This window comes from Faecalimonas canis (assembly GCF_054601575.1).
Genome location: NZ_BAAHSI010000023.1, coordinates 1 through 22565, shown reverse-complemented (window position 1 = coordinate 22565; position 22565 = coordinate 1). Strand labels below are relative to the sequence as shown.

Here is a 22565-nt window from a genome sequence, read left to right as displayed (position 1 = left end):
ATGATGAAGGAAAAGTTGCAGAAGATAGAGGAAACTTTGAAGAGTATCCGCTTAAGTAAAAGGGCATGGCTTGCAATCGGGGCAGTCGTGGTTTTGATTACGGGTGTCATTGCGGGGTATTTTACGGGAAAGCATTTTGCGGAGAATAAGGCAAGAAAAGATAGAGAAGAGTTGTCGGCAAAATATATGAAGAAAGAAAAAGAGTTGGAGGGACAACTATGGGAAATGAAAATCAAATCACCCAAGGAAAGACCATGGTATTTGACTTTGGTAAATGATACAAATCCAATGCAGGAGGGATTCGTACCTCAATTGACAACGATTGCGGGAGATTATCAGGTTGACTCCCGTATTGCAGAGCCTTTGAAAAAGATGCTTGCTGATGCGAAAAAAGACGGAATGAATCTGTCAATTTGTTCTGCTTACCGTTCGGTAGAGAAGCAGAAAGAATTGTATAATCTTTATATGGGGAATGAAGTGCGTTCGGGTAAGAGTTATTGGCAGGCGTTGGAAGAAACAATCAAATCCACCGCATATCCGGGGAAAAGTGAGCATAATCTTGGTTTGGCCGTAGATATTGTTTCGGCAAAATATACTGCTTTAGATGAGAAACAGAAAGATACTCCGGAGGCAAAATGGCTTGCAAAAAATTGCCATAAATACGGATTTATTTTGCGTTATCCTGTAGATAAAACAGAGGTGACGGGAATTATTTACGAACCGTGGCATTACCGCTATGTAGGAAAAGAGGATGCGAAAAAGATTATGGAGCGTGGCATTACACTGGAGGAGTATTTGGGAGAATAGTGTAAACAGAAGATTGACGAAATAAACGATTATGTTTACAATAAATACTAGAGAAATCGTGAGGAGGGAAAACCGATGATGAATCTCACATTTGGTGAGCAGGTGAAAATTGTTCTGAACCGCAAGGGGATGACAATTAAAGATTTGGCTGAATTAATAGAAAAAAAGACCGGAAAGAAAATGTCCAGACAAAATCTGACACAGCGCCTAAACAGAGATAATTTTCAGGAACAGGATATGCGTCAGATTGCTGAGATTTTAGGTTGCCCGTTTCAGTTAAGTATCCTTGAAGAAAGTGAACCTGTCACAAAACCGAAGAAAGAAAAAATTGTGGAAAGGGAAGTGACAATCGAAGACTTGGTGGATGTGGAAGAAGTAGTAAAAGAGCAGCCAAAAGCAGAGCCGATAGTAAAACAGACTGTACAACCTGCCGTGCAGCAGGAGAAAAAAGCGGTTGAGAAGACAGAACCGACATCAACATCAACAGGTACAGGTGGATTTAAAGGATTTAAAAGACCGGCCTATCGAAATACAACCGTACGTGAAATGAGGAAACAGGAAGAACAGATTATCGGCGATATTAACCCTTACACAAGGCGGGAGTATGAAAATAACAGTGTTCGTATGCATCCGAAACGAATCGGTTATGTGCAGGTGTATGACAGGTCGGAACATAAGTGGACGGATATGACAGAGTGGGCTTTTTTAGGTTTTCAGGAACGAAAGAAAAAATTGCTCGGGAAAGACTATGAACCGCCGATTTATTTAGATTAGAATGTGCCTTGGCACATTCTATTTTCATTGTATGGGAAAAGCAATCATATAAAAGAGATCCGTAGAATAGATATATGTATAAAAAGACAAGATTGAGGGATTGTGATTGAAACGGTTTACACAGTATTTATATGAATATCGGCAGAGTGAAAAAGTCAAAAATATAGGGTTTGTCAAGGTAGAACAGGGAAGAGATGGGGGGAGAATACAGATACAGACAAGGGGGCTTTTCTTTTCTCCGACAGAGAAGTTGAAAGTATATCTGTTTTATGAAAAAAACGGTATGTATGAGGGGATTTTACAGGGAGAGATAGGAAAGAATAAACCTCTTATGCAATACATACTGACATTTTCCAGTGAAGAAATAGGAAATGAAGTGTGTGGGATTTTCCTTGAGGACAGAGAGAAGAAGCGATATATGGCTGTCTGGAACGGAGAAACGATAAATGCGGATACGATTTCTACAGAGCATTTGAAAGAGATAGAGATACAGGAGTCTGACCGCAGGGGAAATTTTTGTGAGAAAATCCAGAGGAAAGATTTGGTAAGGTTGCCGAGAAGAGAATGGAAACTGGCGAACAATAATTTTCTTCTTCATGGATTTTATAATTATCATCATTTACTTTGGATAGAAGAAGACAATGAGTTATATATCGGTGTTCCGGGAGTAAATCATGCCAGAGAAGTGCAGGCGGCAAGAGCGTTTGGATTTACACAATTTAGAAAAATGGAAAACGGTGAGGTGGAACTTACCGAGGAAGAGAGAAATCCGAGAGAAGATTTTGGATATTTTTGTAGGAGGATTAAGAAAAACGAATGAATCAGGATGAAAAATATATGAGAGAGGCAATTAAACAGGCAAAGAAAGCATATGAGATGAACGAAGTGCCAATTGGCTGCGTAATTGTCTGTGAAGATAAAATTATAGGCAGAGGATATAATAGGAGAACGACAGATAAAAATCCCCTTGCCCATGCGGAGATGATAGCGATAAAAAAAGCGAGCAAAAAAGTTGGTGACTGGAGGCTTGAAGACTGCATAATGTATGTGACATTGGAGCCGTGTCAAATGTGTTCGGGGGCGATTGTACAATCTCGAATGAAAAGGGTAGTTGTCGGCTGCATGAATGCGAAGGCGGGGTGTGCCGGTTCGATACTAAATCTTCTGCAAATGGACGAATTTAATCATCAGGTGGAACTGGAAACGGGTGTTTTGGAAGAAGAATGTAGTCTTTTGATGAAAAATTTTTTCAAAGAACTGCGAAAAGCGAAGCAGAAGCATTGACATTTATATGTGAAAGAGGGTATAATATAGACTCGTGCAGCCGGGGTGTTAGCGGTACCTTGTACCCACAATCCGCTATAGTGGGGGTGATATTACACGGAGGGCTTTATTTTGTGAGGCTGCCCTTTGAAAGTGGCGTTGATGTTTGGGTCTTACGCGACAGGAATCCATGAACCGTGTCAGGTCGGGAACGGAGCAGCACTAAGTGGAACCTTCTGGGTGCCGTAAGGGTGCCTGGGCTGAGTTAACTACAAAGGTAACGCTCATGAAATGAGTTCGAAGTGTAATGCACGAAAGAAAGAGAATTATAGAGTCCGTAAGGACTCTTTTTTGATAGTAGGAGGAAATGATGAAGATTATACTGACGGCAATTAATGCAAAATATATCCATTCTAATCTGGCGATTTACAGTTTGAAAGCGTATGCGAAAAAGTATGCAGAACATATTTTTCTTGCGGAGTATACGATAAATCAGCAATTAGATGAGATTTTAATGGATATTTATAAGCAAAAGCCGGACGTACTTTGTTTTTCCTGCTATATTTGGAATATATCTTATGTGGAAACGCTTATCCGTGAGATACATAAGATTTTGCCAAGTCTTCCTATTTGGCTTGGAGGTCCGGAAGTTTCCTATGATGCAGAGGAAGTATTAAGACGCCTTCCTGAAGTGACGGGAGTTGTTAAGGGAGAAGGTGAGGAAACATTTTTGGAACTCGCATCTTACTATGTAGAAGGAAAAGGTGAGGAATATCTTTGTGGTATAAAAGGGATTTCTTATCGGAAACATGACGGGGAGATTGAAGAAAATCAGTGGCGTGAAATTATGGACTTGAGTAAAGTTCCGTTTGTGTATGAAGATATGGATGAATTTAGAAATAAAATCATTTACTACGAAACAAGCAGGGGATGTCCGTTTTCATGTAGTTACTGCTTGTCATCAGTTGACAAATGTCTTCGTTTCCGTGACTTGAAATTGGTAAAGAAAGAACTGCAGTTTTTTCTCGACAATGAAGTACCGCAGGTTAAATTTGTAGACAGGACATTTAACTGTAAACATGATCACGCATTAGAGATATGGAGATATATTGCGGAGAATGATAACGGCATAACGAATTTTCATTTTGAGATTTCGGCAGATTTGTTAAACGAGGAGGAGTTGGCGCTTCTGGGAACGATGAGGGAAGGTCTGGTGCAGTTGGAAATCGGAGTGCAGTCTACAAACCCGAAGACGATCGGGGAGATTAAGAGGACAATGCGCTTTGAGAAGGTGTCTGACGCAGTAAAGCGAGTGAATGCGGGAAGAAATATTCATCAGCATTTGGATTTGATTGCAGGGCTTCCGTATGAGGATTATGAGAGTTTTGGTACATCATTTAACGATGTGTATGCTCTTTCGCCGGAACAGTTACAATTAGGCTTTTTGAAAGTGTTGAAAGGCTCTTATATGGAAGAGCATACGGAGGAGTATGGGCTGGTTTATAAAAGTCTTCCGCCGTACGAGGTACTTTATACGAAATGGCTTTCGTATGAAGATGTTTTAAAATTAAAAAGAATCGAGGAAATGGTGGAAGTATATTATAATAGCGGACAATTTTCTTATACGCTGGAGCATTTGACCGGGGAATTTGCGACACCGTTTGCCTTTTTTGAACAGTTGGGGGAATATTACGAAAAACACGCATTTCATATGATAAGTCACTCAAGAATTACAAGATATGAAATTTTACTTGGATTTGTAGAAAAATATGTAAGTGAAAGAGTGGATTTTTATCGAGAACTGTTAGTGTTTGATTTGTATCTTCGTGAGAATATAAAGAGCCGCCCCGTATTTGCAGGGGAAAATACAGTGGATAAAGAGTGGCTTAGCGGATTTTATGAAGAAGAGTCGAAAGAGCATAAATATTTGCGGGGATATGAAAAATACGATAAACGTCAGTTGAGGAAAATGACGCATATAGAGAAATTTAATTATGATGTACTGGGGAATGGCACACAAAAAGATACCGTTATTCTGTTTGATTATCAAAACCGTAGCAAGTTAAACTATCAGGCAACGATTTTTCGTTTATAGAATTGTGACTATTGTTTCTTGCAAAAAGGCGTTAAAGAGTATAAAATGAAAGTATTCTTTAGAAGAGAAGGGGTAACAAGATGAATTTCTATGATAAAAAGTTTAAGAAGATAGTATCTGTCGTCATACTGGTAATTATCGTTGCAATGTTGGCAACATCCGTATTACCGTATATCATGTAAAGAGAACCAAAATCGAGGGAGAGGGTTGGTTTATGCGTAAAAGAATCAAGGATAGCAAAAGAAGGAATGAGCAGGGAAAAAAACACCGGAAAACAGCCAAAATATGTGGCTTGATTTTCGTGTGTTTTTTGTTTGTTTACGGGGCAATATACGCCATGCTGTATCATCAGGTCAGCAAACAGGCGGAAGATAGAATATGTGAAGGTATTTTTATTGGCAGGACGGACGTTTCAGGCATGGATAAAAAACAGGCTCAGACTGCGGTAGATAAGCAGGCGGAAGTGTATGGAAAGCAGAAGATTTCTCTGTCAGTTGAAGGGAAGAAACTGGAAGTCACGCTGGAAGAAATGGGTTTTGATATTTCAAAAGAAGAGAAATTGATTGAAGAAGCGGTGGATTATGGGAAAAAAGGAAATGTGTTTAGCCGTTATGCCGAAATAAGAAATCTAAAGAAAAATAAGAAAACGTTACAACCGGTTTATCAGATAGAGAAAGAGAAAGCGGAGAAAGTTTTAAAAGAGAAAGCGGCGGATCGTCTGCCGAAGGCGGTAGACGCAACGATTGCAAGAAAAGACGGGGCGTTCGTTTTGACTGAAGAGCAGCAGGGAAAAGAACTGGATATGGAGAAGACGATAACTGCCATCAATGAATACTTGAATAAAGATTGGAATGGGGAAAGCGGGGAAGTGAAATTAGTTTCTACCGTAAAGCAGCCTCATGTACAGAAGAGAGATTTAGAAAGTATTAAAGATGTATTAGGAACATTTTCCACTTATTGCGGAAGCGGTCAGACAAGAGTCGTGAATATTAAAAATGGCGTGAAAAAGATTAATGGCTCGGTTATTATGCCGGGAGAGGAGTTCTCTGCGGGAAAAGCGATGCAGCCATTTGAAAAGAGCAACGGTTATGTGGAAGCAGGGGCATTTGAGAATGGAGAACTTGTGCAGAGTATTGCGGGAGGTATCTGTCAGGTGTCCACGACTTTATATAATGCAGTTATTGAATCCGAGTTGGAAGTGACGAGCAGACAGCCACATTCCATGACGGTTAATTATGTGAAACCGTCAAGAGATGCAGCGATTGCCGGAGATTACAAAGATTTTCGGTTTAAAAATAATTTAGATACTCCGATTTTTGTAGAGGGATATGTGTCGAATGGGAATGTTGTCTTTACGATTTATGGTAAAGAGATACGAAAACAGGACAGAAAAGTAGAATATGTGAGTGAAGTGATTTCCACGGAAGCGCCGAAGAAGAAATTTGTGGCACAGACAGGTGCGGGTATAGGCTCTATATCGGAAAAAAAGGGTACGCACAAAGGTATGACGGCACGACTTTGGAAGGTGGTCTATGAGGGTGGTAAAGAAGTAAGCAGAGAGATTTTTAACAAGAGTGTTTATAAACCTTCAGTGACAACTGTTTCAGTTGGAACGGCTTCCTCCAATCCAGCATATACAAAACAAATGCAGGATGCGATTAAGACACAGGATGAAAATAAAATTAAAGCGGTGATTGCCGATATTAAGGCTAAAGAAGCGGCTGCACAGGTTCCTGTACCTGCACCACAGCCACAAAATCCTGCACCACAAAATCCAGCACCACCGGCAACGCCGCAGACGACACCTTAGATACAATAAATAAAAGGATAGTAGAGATGAAGATAGGAAATGTATCACAGACGGTCATTAGACGGTCGATATTAAAACAATTAAAGACGAAGAGGGAAGAAGCGGTCATAGAACCTTCCGTAGAAGAAATGTGTTCGGGAATTTCTGTTCCGAACGGTCAGCAGATAGTTTTTACAAACGTGACACTTTATGGGGACGAGAAAGACATTGCAGTGTTTGGTTTGGCGCAGGCATTGAATGACTTATACACTAGAGGGGCGACTCCTATTGGGGTGAATTTAAGCATTTTGCTTCCGCCGTACGCCTATGAATCGCGTTTGAAATCTATGGTAGAATTTGCGGAGAAAGTGGCGGAGAAGCAGAATATACAGATTTTAAATGTAAAGGCACAGGTCAGTCCGGTTATTACGAAAGCGGTTGTTACTGTTGTCGGAATAGGGACGGTAAAAGAAGGAGAATTGCTTCAGAGCAACATGGGAAGAGCAAATCAGGATATTGTTATGACAAAATGGATTGGTTTGGAAGGAATGCTTCGGATTGTACGGGAAAAAGGAGAAGAATTATCGAAGCGTTTTGTCCCTGCATTTATGTCACAGGTAAATGCTCTTGAGAAAAATCTGTTTGCGGATAAAGAATTGAAGTTGGCAAAAGAATATGGTGTTTCCGCAATGCATCAGATTACAGATGGCGGTATTCTTGCAGCTTTGTGGAATATGGCGGAAGCGTCGGATGTGGGCGTGGAAGTGGATTTGAAAAAGATTGCGGTTAAACAGGAAACGATCGAGATATGTGAATATTTTCAATTAAATCCGTATCAAATGACATCGGCGGGAAGCGTACTTTTAATGGCGGATAATGGAAAAGGCTTGGTGGATTTACTGCTTAGAAATGAAATTCAGGCAGAGGTAATTGGAAGAACTACAGCAGACAGAGATAGAGTCATTTTCAACCAGGATGAGAAAAGATATATTGACAGACCGGCGCAGGACGAATTGCTGAAGATATATGCGGAGTAAAGGAGGCAGGCATGAGAAAAGAAATATTGAGTTATATTGAAACACACAGCAGAGTGGAATTAAAAGAACTGGCGGTTCTTTTGGGCAGTGATGAAATTACGGTTGCCAATGAGATTGCCGACATGGAAAAAGAGAAGATTATATGCGGTTATCATACATTGATTGACTGGGATAAAGCGGGGGTGGAAAAGATTACCGCTCTTATCGAGGTGCGTGTGACACCACAGAGAAATCAGGGATTTGACCGCATTGCCGAGCGAATTTACAATTATCCGGAAGTTTCCGCAGTATATCTGATTTCGGGCGGGTATGATTTACTTGTCACTTTGGAGGGAAAAACGTTGAAAGAAGTTTCCATGTTTGTTTCGGAAAAACTTTCACCGATAGAGTCGGTTATCAGTACGGCGACACATTTTATTTTGAAAAAATATAAAGACCACTCGACGATACTGGTAAATAAATCTAAAGGGGAAAGGATACCGGTGATGCCATAATGAGAAATCCATTATCAGAGAAAATCGTAAATATTGCGCCGTCAGGTATCCGAAAGTTTTTTGATTTGGTCAGTGAAATGGACGATGCCATTTCTCTTGGAGTGGGCGAACCGGATTTTGATACGCCGTGGAGAATACGCGAGGAAGGCATTTACTCTTTGGAAAGAGGAAGAACGTTCTATACGTCAAATGCCGGATTGAAAGAGTTAAAACAGGAAATATGCAGATATTTATCGAGAAAAATAAATGTAGAGTATGATTTCAGAAATGAAGTTGTCGTGACGGTAGGCGGAAGCGAGGGAATTGACATTGCCATGCGCGCCATGTTGGACAAGGGTGACGAGGTGCTTATTCCGCAGCCGAGTTATGTTTCTTATCTTCCGTGTACGGTGCTTGCGGACGGCGTTCCTGTGATTATTCCTCTGCAAAGAAAAAATGAATTTAAACTGACGGTGGAGGAATTGGAAAATGCGGTGACGGAGAAAACGAAAATACTTGTATTGCCGTTTCCGAATAATCCGACAGGTTCGATTATGACGAGAGAAGATTTAGATCCGATTGCAAAGTTTGTTGTGGAGCATGATTTATTCGTACTGTCCGATGAAATTTATTCGGAATTAAGTTATAAGGGAGAACACGTTTCCATTGCAAGTTTTCCGGGAATGAAAGAGAGAACGATTTTAATTAACGGGTTCTCAAAAGGATTTGCGATGACAGGCTGGCGACTCGGATATGCCTGCGGACCGAAAAAGATTATCGAGCAGATGATTAAAATTCATCAGTACGCCATTATGTGCGCCCCGACGAACAGTCAGTATGCGGCGGTGGAAGCACTTAGAAACTGCGAGGGGGAAGTGGAGGAGATGCGAAACGCTTACAATCAGCGCAGACGTTTCCTTGTCAATGAGTTTAAGCGAATGAAATTAGACTGCTTTGAGCCTTACGGGGCATTTTATATTTTCCCGAGTATTAAAGAGTTTGGTATGTCGTCGGAGGAATTTGCCATGAAGTTTTTGGCGGAGGAAAAGGTGGCAGTTGTGCCGGGGACGGCGTTTGGAGAGTGCGGAGAAGGATTTTTGCGAATTTCCTATGCGTACTCGCTTGAAGATTTAAAAGAGGCAATCGGCAGACTGGAGAGATTTATCAGCCGATTGAGAGAAAGGACGGAAGAAAATGCTTAACATTGTTTTATTTGAACCGGAAATACCCGCAAATACGGGGAATATCGGCAGAACCTGCGTGGCGACAAACACAAGACTGCATTTGATTGAGCCTTTGGGATTTCGATTAAATGAGAAAGCGTTAAAACGCGCGGGTATGGATTACTGGGACGATTTGGATGTGACAACATACATCAATTTTGAAGAGTTTTTGGAGAAAAATCCAAATGCGAAAATTTATATGGCGACAACGAAGGCAAAAAATGTATACACAGATGTATCTTATGAGCCGGACTGCTATATTATGTTTGGAAAGGAAAGTGCGGGCATTCCGGAAGAAATTCTGGTGGAGCACCAGGAGGAGAGTATCCGTATTCCGATGTCGCATGATATTCGTTCATTGAATTTAGGAAATTCCGTGGCGATTGTGCTGTACGAAGCGCTTCGACAAAACGGTTTTGCCAATATGGAGAAAGAAGGACATCTTCATCGGTTGGAGTGGAAGGACTAAAGTTCTAAATCTCTAACTGTGGACTTTAAGTATAAAAAATGTTATAACAATAACGAGGCATGAATTTGGAGGGACTTTATGAAATATAAAAGAAGTGTTCACAGAACATTTGCCTTAATTACACAGGTAGGGATAAGTATGCTTGTTCCGATTTTGCTGTGTACATGGTTAGGCTCTTATTTAGAAGAGAAATTTTCATGGCCTGTATTTATTCCGCTTGTAATTCTTGGTGTTTTGGCAGGCGGGAGAAATGTTTACTATTTAGTCAGACACGCGAATGAAGATTCAGAGGATGAAGAAGATGACAGATAATTCAGCAAATGAAACATTAAAGGAATTAATCGCGGGTATCATTGTATATGGAACGATTGTACAGATTCCGGTGTGCTTTATTGCCACAGGGAATCTTTCTTATTTGTCTTTCGGATTGTGGATAGGCGTTGTCGTGGCAGTTGGAATGGCAATTCATATGAAACGTTCCATTGAAGACGCTTTGGATTTAGGAGAAGCGGGAGCGGCGAAACATATGAGAAAGATGTATGCACTGCGGTATGTCGTAGTGGCAATCGCATTTGGTGCAACGGTTTATTTTGACGTTGGGAGTCCGATTACGCTGCTTGTCGGAGTTTTGGGACTGAAAATAGGGGCTTATTTGCAGCCCTACACACATAAAGTGTTGTTAAAACTTAAAAAATCTAAGTAAAGGAGGTTGAAGCACGTGGGAAATGGACTAGGGATATTAGCGGCTAAAGAAGCGGACTTTATGATTCATTCACTTGTAAAGTTCAAACTGTTCGGCCAAGAGTTATACCTGACAACGACTCATGTCAGTATCTTTATCATATGCGTCGGGCTGATTATATTTGCTCTTGTCGCAAGGATAAAGTTGAAAGACACCGATGGAAAACCGAGCAAATTTCAAAATGCTGTAGAGTACATCGTTGAGATGTTAGACGGTATGGTACACGGTGGTATGGGCAAAAAGGGAATACCGTATAGAAACTATATCGGAACATTATTCCTGTTTATCCTGTTTAGTAATATCTCAGGATTGCTTGGTTTAAGACCACCAACAGCGGATTATGGCGTTACATTTCCACTTGGTATTATTACATTCTTCTTAATTCAGTTTAATAATATCAGGTACAATAAATTCGGTGCATTTACCGATTTGTTTAAGCCATTGCCGTTTCTATTCCCAATAAATCTGATTGGAGAAATTGCGGTGCCATTTTCATTATCATTGCGTTTGTTCGGAAATGTATTATCGGGAACAGTAATTATGGCTTTGCTTTACGGATTGTTATCCAATATCGCAATTGCATGGCCGGGATTTTTACACATTTATTTCGATATCTTTTCGGGAGCAATTCAGACATACGTATTCTGTATGTTGACAATGGTATTTGTCAGTGACAAGATACCGGACAAAAAGTAACAAGAGAAAACAAAAACAAATTTTAGGAGGATTTAACTATGAATGGAATTTCAAATGAAGCATTAATTTTAGCGTGTTCAGCAATCGGTGCAGGTCTTGCGATGATCGCAGGTATCGGACCTGGTATCGGACAGGGTGTTGCAGCAGGTCACGGTGCATCTGCAGTAGGTAGAAACCCAGGGGCAAAATCAGACATTACATCTACAATGTTACTTGGTCAGGCCGTAGCGGAAACAACTGGTCTTTACAGTTTGGTTATCGCACTTATTCTGTTATTCGCTAACCCACTTTTAGGTAAACTTTAAGAATAACGGAAATTGAAAATAAGATAAGGAAGGAGGCTGAACCTTGGAACGATTATTTACCCTTGATGCACAGTTCCTTTTCGATGCTGTAGTATTGGCAATCAGTATGCTTGTCATGTTTACATTCTTGTCCTATCTTTTATTCGAACCGGTAAGAAACTTATTGGAAAAGCGTAGACAGCGTGTTTTGGATGAGCAGGAAACGGCGAAAAAAGAAAGAACGGATGCGACTGCATATAAGGAAGAATACGAAAAGAAACTAAAAGAAGTGGATAAAGAGGCACAGGAAATCTTAAGTGCCGCACGCAAAAAGGCAATGCAAAATGAAGCAAAAATTATTGCTGAAGCAAAAGAAGAGGCAGCCCGTATTATAGAACGCGGAAATGCGGAAATCGAATTGGAGAAGAAACGTGCATTAGATGAAATGAAGCAGGAAATGATTACAATTGCATCTATGATGGCAGGAAAGGTCGTATCTGCTTCCATTGACACAAATGTACAGGAAAGTCTGATTGAAGAAACATTAAAAGAAATGGGTGACAGTACATGGCTAAATTAGTTTCTAAAACATACGGAGATGCATTATTTTCTGTAGCTGTGGAAGAGAACCGTGTGGACGCTTTTGCTGAGGAGGCGAAAGGACTGGCAACCGTTTTTTCTGAAAATCAGGAACTTCAGAAATTAATGGATAATCCAAAGATTATTAAAGAAGATAAGATAAAACTTATCGAAGAAACTTTTACAAGTCATGTGTCAAAAGAAATCATCGGGCTTATTGCACTTTTAATTTCAAAAGGGCATTCAAAAGACATTTCGTCCGTATTTGACTATTTTATCGCACTTGTAAAAGAAGAAAAGAAAATAGGAACTGCATTTATTACAACTGCGGTTGAATTGGCAGACGCACAGAAAAGTGCAGTGGAAAAAAGACTTTTAGAAACAACCCGTTACGAAACTTTTGAGATGAATTATTCCGTAGATGAAAGTCTTATCGGTGGAATGGTTATCCGCATTGGCGACAGGGTTGTGGACAGCAGCATTAAGACGAAACTCTATGAGTTGTCTAAGCAGTTGAGAAGTATTCAGATATAAAATATAAAAGAAAGGTGGATTCGCTCCATGAATTTAAGACCAGAAGAAATCAGTTCTGTCATTAAAGAACAGATTAAAAGATATGCGTCAGATTTAGAAGTATCTGATGTGGGAACGGTTATTCAAGTAGCCGATGGTATTGCGCGTATCCACGGTCTAGAAAACGCAATGCAGGGAGAACTTTTAGAGTTCCCCGGAGAAGTATACGGTATGGTGTTAAACCTTGAAGAAGATAATGTTGGTGCTGTTCTCTTGGGAGATAACAGAAACATTAACGAAGGAGATACCGTAAAAACAACCGGAAGAGTAGTAGAAGTTCCGGTTGGAGATTGTATGTTAGGTCGTGTTGTAAACGCACTTGGACAACCTATTGATGGAAAAGGACCTATTCAGGCAAAAGCACATCGTCAGATTGAAAGAGTTGCCTCAGGTGTTATTTCCCGTAAATCAGTAGATACACCGTTACAGACAGGAATTAAGGCGATTGACTCTATGGTGCCAATCGGAAGAGGTCAGCGTGAACTTATTATCGGTGACAGACAGACAGGTAAAACTGCAATCGCCATTGATACAATTATTAACCAAAAAGGACAAGGGGTAAAATGTATTTATGTTGCAATCGGACAGAAAGCGTCTACAGTTGCAAACATCGTACAGACATTTGAAGAATACGGTGCAATGGACTATACAACAGTTGTTGCATCTACAGCAAGTGAACTTGCCCCACTTCAGTATATTGCGCCATATGCAGGATGTGCTATGGGTGAAGAATGGATGGAAAAAGGAGAGGACGTACTGATTGTATACGATGATTTGTCCAAACATGCGACAGCATACCGTACACTTTCTTTACTTCTGAGAAGACCACCTGGACGTGAAGCTTATCCAGGGGATGTATTCTATCTTCATTCAAGACTGTTAGAGAGAGCGGCAAGATTGTCAGATGAGTTGGGAGGAGGATCGCTTACAGCACTTCCAATTATTGAAACACAGGCAGGTGACGTATCTGCTTACATTCCGACAAACGTTATTTCAATTACAGACGGACAGATTTTCCTTGAAACAGAAATGTTCAACGCAGGTTTCAGACCGGCTATTAACCCTGGTATTTCCGTATCTCGAGTTGGTGGTTCGGCACAGATTAAAGCGATGAAGAAAATCGCAGGTCCAATCCGTATCGACCTTGCACAATATCGTGAGTTGGCAGCGTTTGCACAGTTCGGTTCAGAACTTGACGCAGATACAACAGAACGTCTTGCACAGGGAGCGCGTATTAAGGAAATGTTGAAACAGCCTCAGTATCAGCCGATGCCGGTTGAGTATCAGGTTATCATCATTTATGCCGCAACACAGAAATATCTGTTAGATATTCCGGTAGAGCGTGTTCTTGAATTTGAAAAAGGATTGTTTGAATTTATTCAGACAAAATATCCGGAAATTCCGGAAGCAATCAAAGTGGAAAAAGTGATTTCAGATAAGACAGAGGAAGCACTTGTAAATGCAATTAATGAGTTCAAAAAAGAATTCTAAATAGAGGAGAATTGTCATGGCATCAATGAGAGAAATAAAACGGCGTAAGAGCAGTGTGCAGAGTACACAGCAGATTACAAAAGCCATGAAACTTATTTCTACCGTAAAACTGCAAAAAGCAAGAATGCGTGCAGAGAATTCAAAGGCATACTTTGAGTGTATGTATTCCACAGTGACTTCCATGCTTGCAAAGGCGGGGAATATTGAACATCCGTATTTGAAAGCAGGAGAGTCAAAGAAAGTCGGGATTGTTGTCGTTACATCTAATCGAGGACTTGCCGGAGGATACAACTCAAATGTAGTGAAACTCATTACGGAAAGCGGTATCGCAAAAGAAGACGTTCGTCTTTATCTTGTCGGTAAGAAGGGGGCAGAGAGCCTTGTAAGAAAAGGGTATGATGTTGCCCTTGACTGTTCCGACATGATAGAAGAGCCAACTTATGCAGATGCACAAGCACTGAGTAAAAGACTGCTTACGGATTTTGCCAATGGAGAGATTGGTGAGATTTATGTGGCTTATACATTTTTCAAAAATACGGTGACACATATTCCGACATTTAAGAAATTACTTCCGGTTGACACTTCGGATGCAACGGAAGAAAATAAGTCAGAAAACAACAACGTGCTGATGAACTTTGAGCCGGACGAGGAGAGAGCAATCAGTCTTCTCGTTCCGAAGTATATGACAAGTATCTTATATGGTGCGTTCGTGGAAGCGGTTGCGAGTGAAAACGGTGCTCGTATGCAGGCGATGGATTCTGCAACAAATAATGCGGAAGAAATAATTGAAGACTTGGCATTGAAATATAATAGAGCCCGTCAGGGTGCTATTACACAGGAATTGACAGAAATTATAGCCGGTGCAGATGCACTATAGCATCGGCGTTTATCTTTAGAAAAAAGGTAGGAGTGAAAAAATGGCAGAAAGAAATATAGGTAAAATCACTCAAATTATCGGTGCGGTATTGGATATTAAATACGCCGATGGTAACCTTCCTGAAATTAATGAAGCCATTGATATTACAAGAAGTAATGGTGAAAAATTAGTTGTGGAAGTTGCACAGCATTTGGGTGATGATACGGTAAGATGTATCGCCATGGGTCCGACTGACGGACTTGTTCGCGGTATGGAAGCAGTTGCGACAGGAGCACCTATTTCCGTGCCGGTAGGTGAAAATACATTAGGACGTATCTTTAATGTACTTGGAGAAGCAATCGATGAGAAACCTGCACCGACAGATGTAGAGTATGCACCGATTCATAGAAAAGCTCCTGCATTTGAAGAACAGGCAACAGAGGCTGAGATGCTTGAAACGGGTATCAAAGTAATCGACTTGCTTTGCCCTTACCAGAAAGGTGGTAAAATTGGTCTGTTTGGTGGTGCAGGTGTAGGAAAAACAGTATTAATTCAGGAATTGATTACAAATATTGCTACAGAACACGGTGGATATTCTGTATTTACAGGTGTAGGAGAGAGAACTCGTGAAGGAAACGACCTTTACTATGAAATGATGGAATCAGGTGTTATCAATAAAACAGCAATGGTATTTGGTCAGATGAATGAGCCGCCTGGAGCGCGTATGCGTGTAGGACTTACCGGACTTACAATGGCAGAGTATTTTCGTGATAAGGGTGGAAAAGACGTTCTTTTATTCATTGATAATATTTTCCGTTTTACACAGGCAGGTTCGGAAGTTTCCGCTTTGCTTGGACGTATGCCTTCAGCGGTAGGTTATCAGCCTACATTACAGACAGAAATGGGTGCATTACAGGAACGTATTACATCTACAAAGAACGGTTCTATCACATCTGTACAGGCAGTATATGTGCCTGCCGATGACTTAACTGACCCAGCGCCAGCTACAACATTCGCCCACTTGGATGCGAAAGTCGTATTGTCCCGTGCGATTACAGAACTTGGTATTTATCCGGCTGTAGACCCGTTGGAATCTTCATCTCGTATGTTAGATCCACATATTGTAGGAGAAGAACATTATAAAGTTGCCCGTGGTGTGCAGGAAATCCTTCAGAAATATAAAGAATTGCAGGATATTATTGCAATGCTTGGTATGGATGAATTATCAGAAGAGGATAAATTGACAGTATCTCGTGCAAGAAAAATCCAGAGATTTTTGTCACAGCCATTCTTCGTAGCAACACAGTTTACAGGTTTTGAAGGAAGATATGTTCCAATCAGCGAAACAATTCAAGGCTTCAAAGAAATTCTTGAAGGAAAACATGATGATGTTCCGGAAGGATATTTCTTAAACGCAGGTAATATTGACGATGTATTAGCACGCGTGAAGTAGGAGGTGTTTCCTATGGCAGAGAATGTATTTGAATTGAGAATTATTTCTCCTGACGAGGTATTTTATGAGGGAGAGTCGTCCTTCCTTGAATTTGTATCCGTAGAAGGAGAAATGGGAGTTTACAAAAATCATATTCCGTTGACAACTATTTTAGAGCCTTGTGTAATGAAAATTCATCAAGGAACGGAAGTGAAAAAGGCGGTTATTCTCGGAGGTTTTTTGGAAATTCTTCAGGAAAAAATTACCGTTCTTGCCGAAGATGCACAGTGGCCGGACGAAATTGATGTCAACCGTGCAGAAGAGGCAAAGAAACGTGCGGAAGAACGTTTGAACAGTAAAAGTGATTCAATTGATGTTGCCCGTGCGGAAGCGGCGCTTAAGAGAGCAATGGCTCGAATTAACGGTGCAAAATAGAATAAATGATAAGAAAATTGATGCTTTATCAGAGAAAATCTGTCAGGCATCAATTTTTTTTAATTTTTTTCGTAGAAAATCGAACTTTTTTCCAAAGAAATTGTATTGAATTATAGAATGTCAGAGGAATATACTTTAATAGAATAAATTGTGAATGAGAAAGGAGAAGCGACATGAGAAAAAAACGGTTAATTTCAACTCTCTTGGCAGGGTCACTTGTTTTAGGCTCGGCTTTGTCAGGGCTTGGGGGACTTGGCGGAGATATGCTTAATGTTTTGGCAGCAAAATCGGATACAAGAGAGTGGACAAACAATCCGGGTATATTCCAAGTGAACAGGGAAAAAGCCCGTGCCACATTTTATAGATATGATAATGTGGAAGAAGCAAAGAAAGGTAATAAGAAATCTTCAAGTTACTATCAATTACTAAATGGTGATGACTGGAAATTCAGTTGGGCGGTTAAGCCTTCTGACCGTATCGCAGAAAAAGACAAAAATTTCAATAAAAAAGACTATGATGACAGTAACTGGGATAATATTAGTGTTCCGAGAAACTGGCAAACATATTTGAATAAAGACGGTTCTTTTAAATATGATCCGGTTATCTATTCCAATCAAAATTATCCGTGGATGAATGCGGAGGGGAAGAATTACAAAAACTATAAAGTTGGTCAAGCACCTGAGGAATGTAATCCGGTGGGAACTTACCGTAAAAAATTTACGGTAGATTCAAGTTGGGAAGGAAAAGAAATTTTTCTGAACTTTGAAGGCGTAGAATCTGCAATGTATCTTTGGGTGAATGGAGAATATATCGGATATTCTGAGGACAGTTTTACAAGAAATGAGTTCAATATTACGGACGCACTGGATTTTTCAAAAGGTAATGAAAATGTAATTACAGTGGAAGTATATCGCTGGTGTGACGGAAGTTATATTGAAAATCAGGATTTCTTAAGACTTGCCGGAATTTTCCGTGATGTTTATATGACGGCAAAAGAGCAGACGGAAATCAGAGATTTCACGGTTGTGACAGATTTAGATGAAAAATATGAAAATGCATCATTGAATGTAGATGTGGATTTGAGAAATTTTGATGGCAAAAAAGAGGGGTATAGCGTAAAAGGTTATCTTTACGATGCAGCAGGAAATCTTGTGGCGAATACACCTCTCACTGCGGAAGCAACTTTTGGAGATAAAAAAGAAACAACCGTTAGATTATCAGGACAGATTACAAATCCGAAAAAGTGGACTGCGGAGCATCCAAATTTATACAGTCTTGTACTTGTTTTGGAAAAAGACGGACAAGAAACGGAAGTTACATCAACGAAAGTAGGTTTCCGTGAAGTAGAAATTACGAATAAAGGAACAAATAATGCAAGACTGCGTGTAAACGGACAGGTTATCACATTATATGGAGTCAATCGTCATGAGAATGATGCAGAAACAGGACGTTATCTGACCGAAGAAGATATGAGAAAAGAAATCGAACTGATGAAATCGTTGAATGTCAATGCAGTTCGTACATCTCATTATCCAAACGACCCTGTTTTCTATGAATTGTGCGATGAATATGGAATTTATGTTATGGACGAGGCAAACGTAGAATCGCATAATGGTCGAAGTCAGTATAATGTTCCGGGAAGTCTTTCAGGATATGTGGAAGCGGCAGAAGACAGAGCAATTAATATGTTGGAACGTGATAAAAACTATCCGAGTGTAATTATGTGGTCACCGGGAAATGAAACAGGTACAGGAGATTCTCTTCAGAAAGAAATTGATTATTTCCAAAACAATGATGATACGCGCGTAGTGCATTATCAGGGCTGGAATGCAAATACAGGCGTAGATGTAGAGTCAAATATGTATCCTGAAATAGATAAAATCAAAACAAATTATACAAAACCGTATATCATGTGTGAATATCTGCACACAATGGGAAATAGCGGTGGCGGAATGATTGATTATTGGGAAAAAATCAGAAAATATGGTATTTTACAGGGAGGTTTTATTTGGGACTGGGTAGACCAGACGTTTAACACACCTGTAATTAAAGACGGAAAATGGGATGGAAAAACAACATACTGGGGATATGACGGTGACTGGAATAAAGGTGAATATGCATCATGGAAATCAGGAAATGCAGATTTCTGTGTGAACGGTATTATTTCCGCAGACCGTACATTACAGCCGGAAGCATACGAAGTAAAACGTGTTTATCAGGCTCTTCAGATGAAAATAGCAGATGAAAAAGCACAGACTATTTCTATCAGCAATGAGTATACAGACACGAATGCAAATGAATACAAAATGCTTTGGAGTTTGGAAAAAGACGGAATGCCTGTTCAGAACGGAGAAATCACAGATGTGAATATTGCTCCGCTTACAACAAAAGATGTGAAAATTCCGTATACCGTTCCTGCGGATGCAAAAGAAGGAGAAGAGTATTTCTTACACATTCAATTTGTAACAAAGGCAGACACAAGTTGGGGTAAAGCAGGAGATGTTGTTGCGGAAGCACAGTTTGATTTGAACTTTGAAAAAGAGGTGGCAGATCGGGGACTGGATACAGCGGCAATGAAAGTGTTTGAGGATTCAGCGGTAAAAGAAACGGAAAAAGAAGTAACGGTAACACAAGATGGCTGGTCAGTTACATTTAACAAAGAAAAAGGCAGTCTTTCTTCTTTTGAAGTAAACGGAAAAGAAATGATTGCAGAAGATTTACTTCCGAATTATTGGAGAGCATATACAGACAATGATAAAAAAGAGGCTGTAGATGCGAATTGGAAGAAAGCAAATGAAAATGCAAAAGTGGATGCGGTTCATGTGACAAAAAGCGAGAAAGCGATTTATGTGACAATAGACCGTACATTGACAAACTGTTCAGACTCCAAAGATAGTTTGACATATACAATTTACTCTTCAGGAGATATTTTCGTAAAGAGTACACTGATTCCTTCAAATCAGATGGGAGATTTGCTTCGTGTAGGAAACAGAGTACAGTTGGACGGAAGTCTGGAAAATATGACATGGTACGGACGTGGAGAAGCGGATAGTTACAGTGACCGTAAAACAGGATATGATGTAGGAGTTTACGAAAGCAAGGTGAAAGACCAATTTGTAAATTTTGTATATCCTCAGGAAACAGGGAATAAGACAGACGTACGTTTTATGGCTTTAACGGATAGAGACGGAAATGGTTTACTTGTTGATGCAACAGATCATCTGCTTCAGATGAGCGCGTTACATTATACACAGGAAGATTTGAATAAAGCGGATCATCCGTATCAGTTGGAAGGAACAAAAAATACGGTTCTCACTATTGATTACGCACAGATGGGGCTTGGAACAGCAAGTTGCGGCCCTGCAGCTCTTTCAAAATACAGACTTCCAAGTTCAAAGATGTATTCATATACATATCATTTGAAAGCGCTTTCAGGAGAAACGAAAGAGCAGATGATTGAAGAAAGTAAAGTGACGGTAAAAGATGAAACAACTCTTTTGAAAGGAATTAAGGTGGGAGGAAAAGACCTTCCAAACTTTAACAATGAGGTAACTTCTTATACTTATGATGCTTACGGAATGGAGGGGGAAGTTCCACAGGTAACGGCAGAAGCAGCATCCGAAGATGTAAAAGTTGAAATTACACAGGCAGAAGCAGTACCGGGAACAGCAACGGTAAAAGCAATTGCCAAAAACGGATACAGCAGGACATACACAATCAAAATGGAAGTGAGCAAAGAAATTCTTTTGACAGACGTAGGATATGACACGGCAAGAAGTACATCAGGTTATGCCGGAATTCATGTAAATGAGGACAACGGCGGAACCGCCCTTGACCTTTGGATAGATGGAAAGAGAACAACATTTGCAACCGGATACGGAGTAAATGCAGAATCTAAACTATACTTCGATATATCAGGTCTGAATGCTTCAAGACTTCAGGTATACGGAGGAATTGATTGTCATAAAGATAAGTCAAAAGACGGTGTAGAACTTGCCGTTTACGTTGACGGAAAAGAAGCTGAACGTTCAAAAGTATTAAAACATAGACAGGATGCACATTACTTTGACATTGATGTCAAAGGGGCAAAAGAAATTATGTTATATGCCGATATGCTCGGAAGTAACGGACACGATATGGTTACATGGGGAGATCCGAAACTTGTAAAAGATGACGGGGAGCAGAAAGAAGACCGCTTCGAGTTAAAAGAAGATGCACAGGCAAAAATGGATAGAGAAAACAATATTCTGTACGGTATCGCTTCAGGTACAACAGCAGGAGATTTGAAGAAAATGTTCAAGGAAGTTGACGGGGCAACGATTACAATGGCTGAGGCAATGGGAGGAGAACAGTCAGATACTTCTCCGGCAGCAACCGGATATAAATTGACGCTTACAGTCAACGGAACAATCAAAGATACACTGACATTGGCAGTCAGCGGAGATATTGACGGAAGTGCAGACGGACTTGTTACAGCGGCAGATATAGAGAAAATGGAAGCTTATCTTGCAGGAGAAGAAGCGGATATTCTCTATCTTCGTGCAGGAGATTTGGACAATGACGGAAAACTCTCTGAAAATGATTTGAAGTTATTAAAGGAACTTGCCGGAGAAAAACCGGAAAATGTACCTGTTACGAAACTTACAATAGAAGGTATTCCGGAAAGAGTAAATGCGGGTGATACATTTACACTAAAAGTAAAAGCAGAGCCTGAAAATGCTACAGATAAGAGTGTGACATTTGAAAGTTCTAATGCGAAAGTATTGAGGGTAGACGAAAATGGAAAAGTTCGCGCCCTTGGAAATGGAACAGCGACATTGAAAGTAACTGCAAAAGATAGTTCAAAAGTTCAAACAACTGTGGAAGTAACGGTTGGAGAAGATATGTTGAAATTAGATACATACTATCTAACAGGAGATGGTGTCGAAGGCGCCATGGAAGCAGGAGAAGGCTATCAGGTATTGAAGTATGAGAAGGCTGAATCCGGCTGGGGAGGCGTTCACATTAATAAAGCGGACACAGGAACAGATAAATCGAAAACGGATATCAGCATGAAAATTGATGGTGTGCAGACAATATTTACAAAAGGTTTAAGTGCAAATGCGAATGCACAGATTACTTATGATTTAAGTAAGGTTGCAGGAACAGAAAAATATTTCCAGACATGGTTGGGTATTGATTATATCAAAGCAGGAAAAACGGGACGTGATGGTGCAAAATTCTTTATTTATAAGGAAGAAGTTGCGAAAGAAAATATGCTTTATGAGTCAGGAGTAATCAAACAGCCGGATGAAGCGAAATTTGTCAGCTTAGATGTCAGCGATGTAAATAAATTAATTCTCGTTGCAGACGAAGTGGAAAATAAAAATGACGATTGTGTAGACTGGGCTGATGCTAAATTATATGTAAAACCTGAAGTGAAAGCAGACAAGACAAAATTACAATCTGTAATCGCAGAGGCAGAGAAAAAAGTTGAAGCAGACTATACGGAAGAAACATGGAAAACATTTGCAGATGCGCTTGCGGAGGCACAGAAAGTAAATGAAG

Annotated in this window: 21 protein-coding genes and 1 other RNA gene; all 22 read left to right on the top strand. The window is 40.2% G+C overall.

Features of this window, described 5'->3' with window-relative positions:
* Positions 1–3 precede the first annotated feature (3 nt).
* Positions 4–807 (top strand): M15 family metallopeptidase, encoded by an 804-nt coding sequence (locus tag ACYPXO_RS07280; protein WP_459639944.1) that lies wholly within the window; start codon positions 4–6, stop codon positions 805–807.
* Positions 808–882: 75 nt separating this feature from the next.
* Positions 883–1581, top strand: coding sequence for a hypothetical protein (locus tag ACYPXO_RS07275; RefSeq protein ID WP_459639943.1), 699 nt, complete (start codon positions 883–885; stop codon positions 1579–1581).
* Between the two features lie 106 nt (positions 1582–1687).
* Positions 1688–2401: a DUF6128 domain-containing protein gene (locus ACYPXO_RS07270; RefSeq protein ID WP_459639942.1), complete on the top strand. Its 714-nt coding sequence runs from the start codon at positions 1688–1690 to the stop codon at positions 2399–2401.
* Positions 2398–2865 (top strand): tRNA adenosine(34) deaminase TadA, encoded by a 468-nt coding sequence (tadA, locus tag ACYPXO_RS07265; protein WP_459639941.1) that lies wholly within the window; start codon positions 2398–2400, stop codon positions 2863–2865. Before ACYPXO_RS07270 ends, tadA begins: the two co-directional genes overlap by 4 nt.
* A gap of 32 nt (positions 2866–2897) precedes the next feature.
* Positions 2898–3159, top strand: an RNA gene (gene ffs / locus ACYPXO_RS07260) — signal recognition particle sRNA large type.
* Between the two features lie 55 nt (positions 3160–3214).
* Positions 3215–4939: a B12-binding domain-containing radical SAM protein gene (locus ACYPXO_RS07255; protein ID WP_459639979.1), complete on the top strand. Its 1725-nt coding sequence runs from the start codon at positions 3215–3217 to the stop codon at positions 4937–4939.
* A gap of 214 nt (positions 4940–5153) precedes the next feature.
* Positions 5154–6749 (top strand): VanW family protein, encoded by a 1596-nt coding sequence (locus ACYPXO_RS07250; protein WP_459639940.1) that lies wholly within the window; start codon positions 5154–5156, stop codon positions 6747–6749.
* Between the two features lie 26 nt (positions 6750–6775).
* On the top strand, positions 6776–7765 hold the full coding sequence (locus ACYPXO_RS07245; RefSeq protein WP_459639939.1) for an AIR synthase-related protein: 990 nt from the start codon (positions 6776–6778) through the stop codon (positions 7763–7765).
* A gap of 11 nt (positions 7766–7776) precedes the next feature.
* A complete protein-coding gene (locus tag ACYPXO_RS07240; RefSeq protein WP_009461785.1) occupies positions 7777–8259 on the top strand; it encodes an Lrp/AsnC family transcriptional regulator in 483 nt (160 codons plus the stop codon).
* Positions 8259–9440 carry an aminotransferase class I/II-fold pyridoxal phosphate-dependent enzyme gene (locus tag ACYPXO_RS07235; protein WP_459639938.1) on the top strand — a complete coding sequence of 394 codons (1182 nt, stop codon included), beginning with the start codon at positions 8259–8261 and terminating at the stop codon, positions 9438–9440. Before ACYPXO_RS07240 ends, ACYPXO_RS07235 begins: the two co-directional genes overlap by 1 nt.
* On the top strand, positions 9433–9930 hold the full coding sequence (trmL, locus tag ACYPXO_RS07230) for a tRNA (uridine(34)/cytosine(34)/5-carboxymethylaminomethyluridine(34)-2'-O)-methyltransferase TrmL (protein WP_459639937.1): 498 nt from the start codon (positions 9433–9435) through the stop codon (positions 9928–9930). The genes ACYPXO_RS07235 and trmL overlap by 8 nt, the downstream gene beginning before the upstream one ends.
* Positions 9931–10008: 78 nt before the next feature.
* Positions 10009–10242: an AtpZ/AtpI family protein gene (locus ACYPXO_RS07225; RefSeq protein ID WP_459639936.1), complete on the top strand. Its 234-nt coding sequence runs from the start codon at positions 10009–10011 to the stop codon at positions 10240–10242.
* Complete coding sequence (locus tag ACYPXO_RS07220; RefSeq protein WP_459639935.1) at positions 10232–10633, top strand: hypothetical protein; 402 nt, start codon at positions 10232–10234, stop codon at positions 10631–10633. Before ACYPXO_RS07225 ends, ACYPXO_RS07220 begins: the two co-directional genes overlap by 11 nt.
* A 15-nt stretch (positions 10634–10648) precedes the next feature.
* Positions 10649–11368, top strand: coding sequence for a F0F1 ATP synthase subunit A (atpB, locus tag ACYPXO_RS07215; RefSeq protein WP_459639934.1), 720 nt, complete (start codon positions 10649–10651; stop codon positions 11366–11368).
* Positions 11369–11406: 38 nt separating this feature from the next.
* Positions 11407–11673 (top strand): ATP synthase F0 subunit C, encoded by a 267-nt coding sequence (gene atpE, locus ACYPXO_RS07210; RefSeq protein WP_009461770.1) that lies wholly within the window; start codon positions 11407–11409, stop codon positions 11671–11673.
* Positions 11674–11716: 43 nt separating this feature from the next.
* The gene (gene atpF / locus ACYPXO_RS07205) at positions 11717–12232 is read left to right on the top strand and encodes a F0F1 ATP synthase subunit B (RefSeq protein WP_459639933.1); all 516 of its coding nucleotides are present in this window, start codon (positions 11717–11719) and stop codon (positions 12230–12232) included.
* Entirely contained in the window at positions 12220–12765 is a 546-nt protein-coding gene (atpH, locus tag ACYPXO_RS07200) for an ATP synthase F1 subunit delta (protein WP_459639932.1), read from the top strand. The genes atpF and atpH overlap by 13 nt, the downstream gene beginning before the upstream one ends.
* Before the next feature lie 27 nt (positions 12766–12792).
* Complete coding sequence (gene atpA / locus ACYPXO_RS07195) at positions 12793–14295, top strand: F0F1 ATP synthase subunit alpha (protein WP_459639931.1); 1503 nt, start codon at positions 12793–12795, stop codon at positions 14293–14295.
* Between the two features lie 16 nt (positions 14296–14311).
* Positions 14312–15172, top strand: coding sequence for an ATP synthase F1 subunit gamma (atpG, locus tag ACYPXO_RS07190; RefSeq protein ID WP_459639930.1), 861 nt, complete (start codon positions 14312–14314; stop codon positions 15170–15172).
* A gap of 40 nt (positions 15173–15212) precedes the next feature.
* Positions 15213–16604 carry a F0F1 ATP synthase subunit beta gene (gene atpD, locus ACYPXO_RS07185; protein WP_459639929.1) on the top strand — a complete coding sequence of 464 codons (1392 nt, stop codon included), beginning with the start codon at positions 15213–15215 and terminating at the stop codon, positions 16602–16604.
* A 12-nt stretch (positions 16605–16616) separates the two neighbouring features.
* Positions 16617–17018: an ATP synthase F1 subunit epsilon gene (gene atpC, locus ACYPXO_RS07180; protein WP_459639928.1), complete on the top strand. Its 402-nt coding sequence runs from the start codon at positions 16617–16619 to the stop codon at positions 17016–17018.
* A 173-nt stretch (positions 17019–17191) separates the two neighbouring features.
* Positions 17192–22565 (top strand): beta-galactosidase, LacZ type (gene lacZ / locus ACYPXO_RS07175; protein WP_459639927.1); only part of this gene is annotated, 5374 nt, incomplete at its 3' end.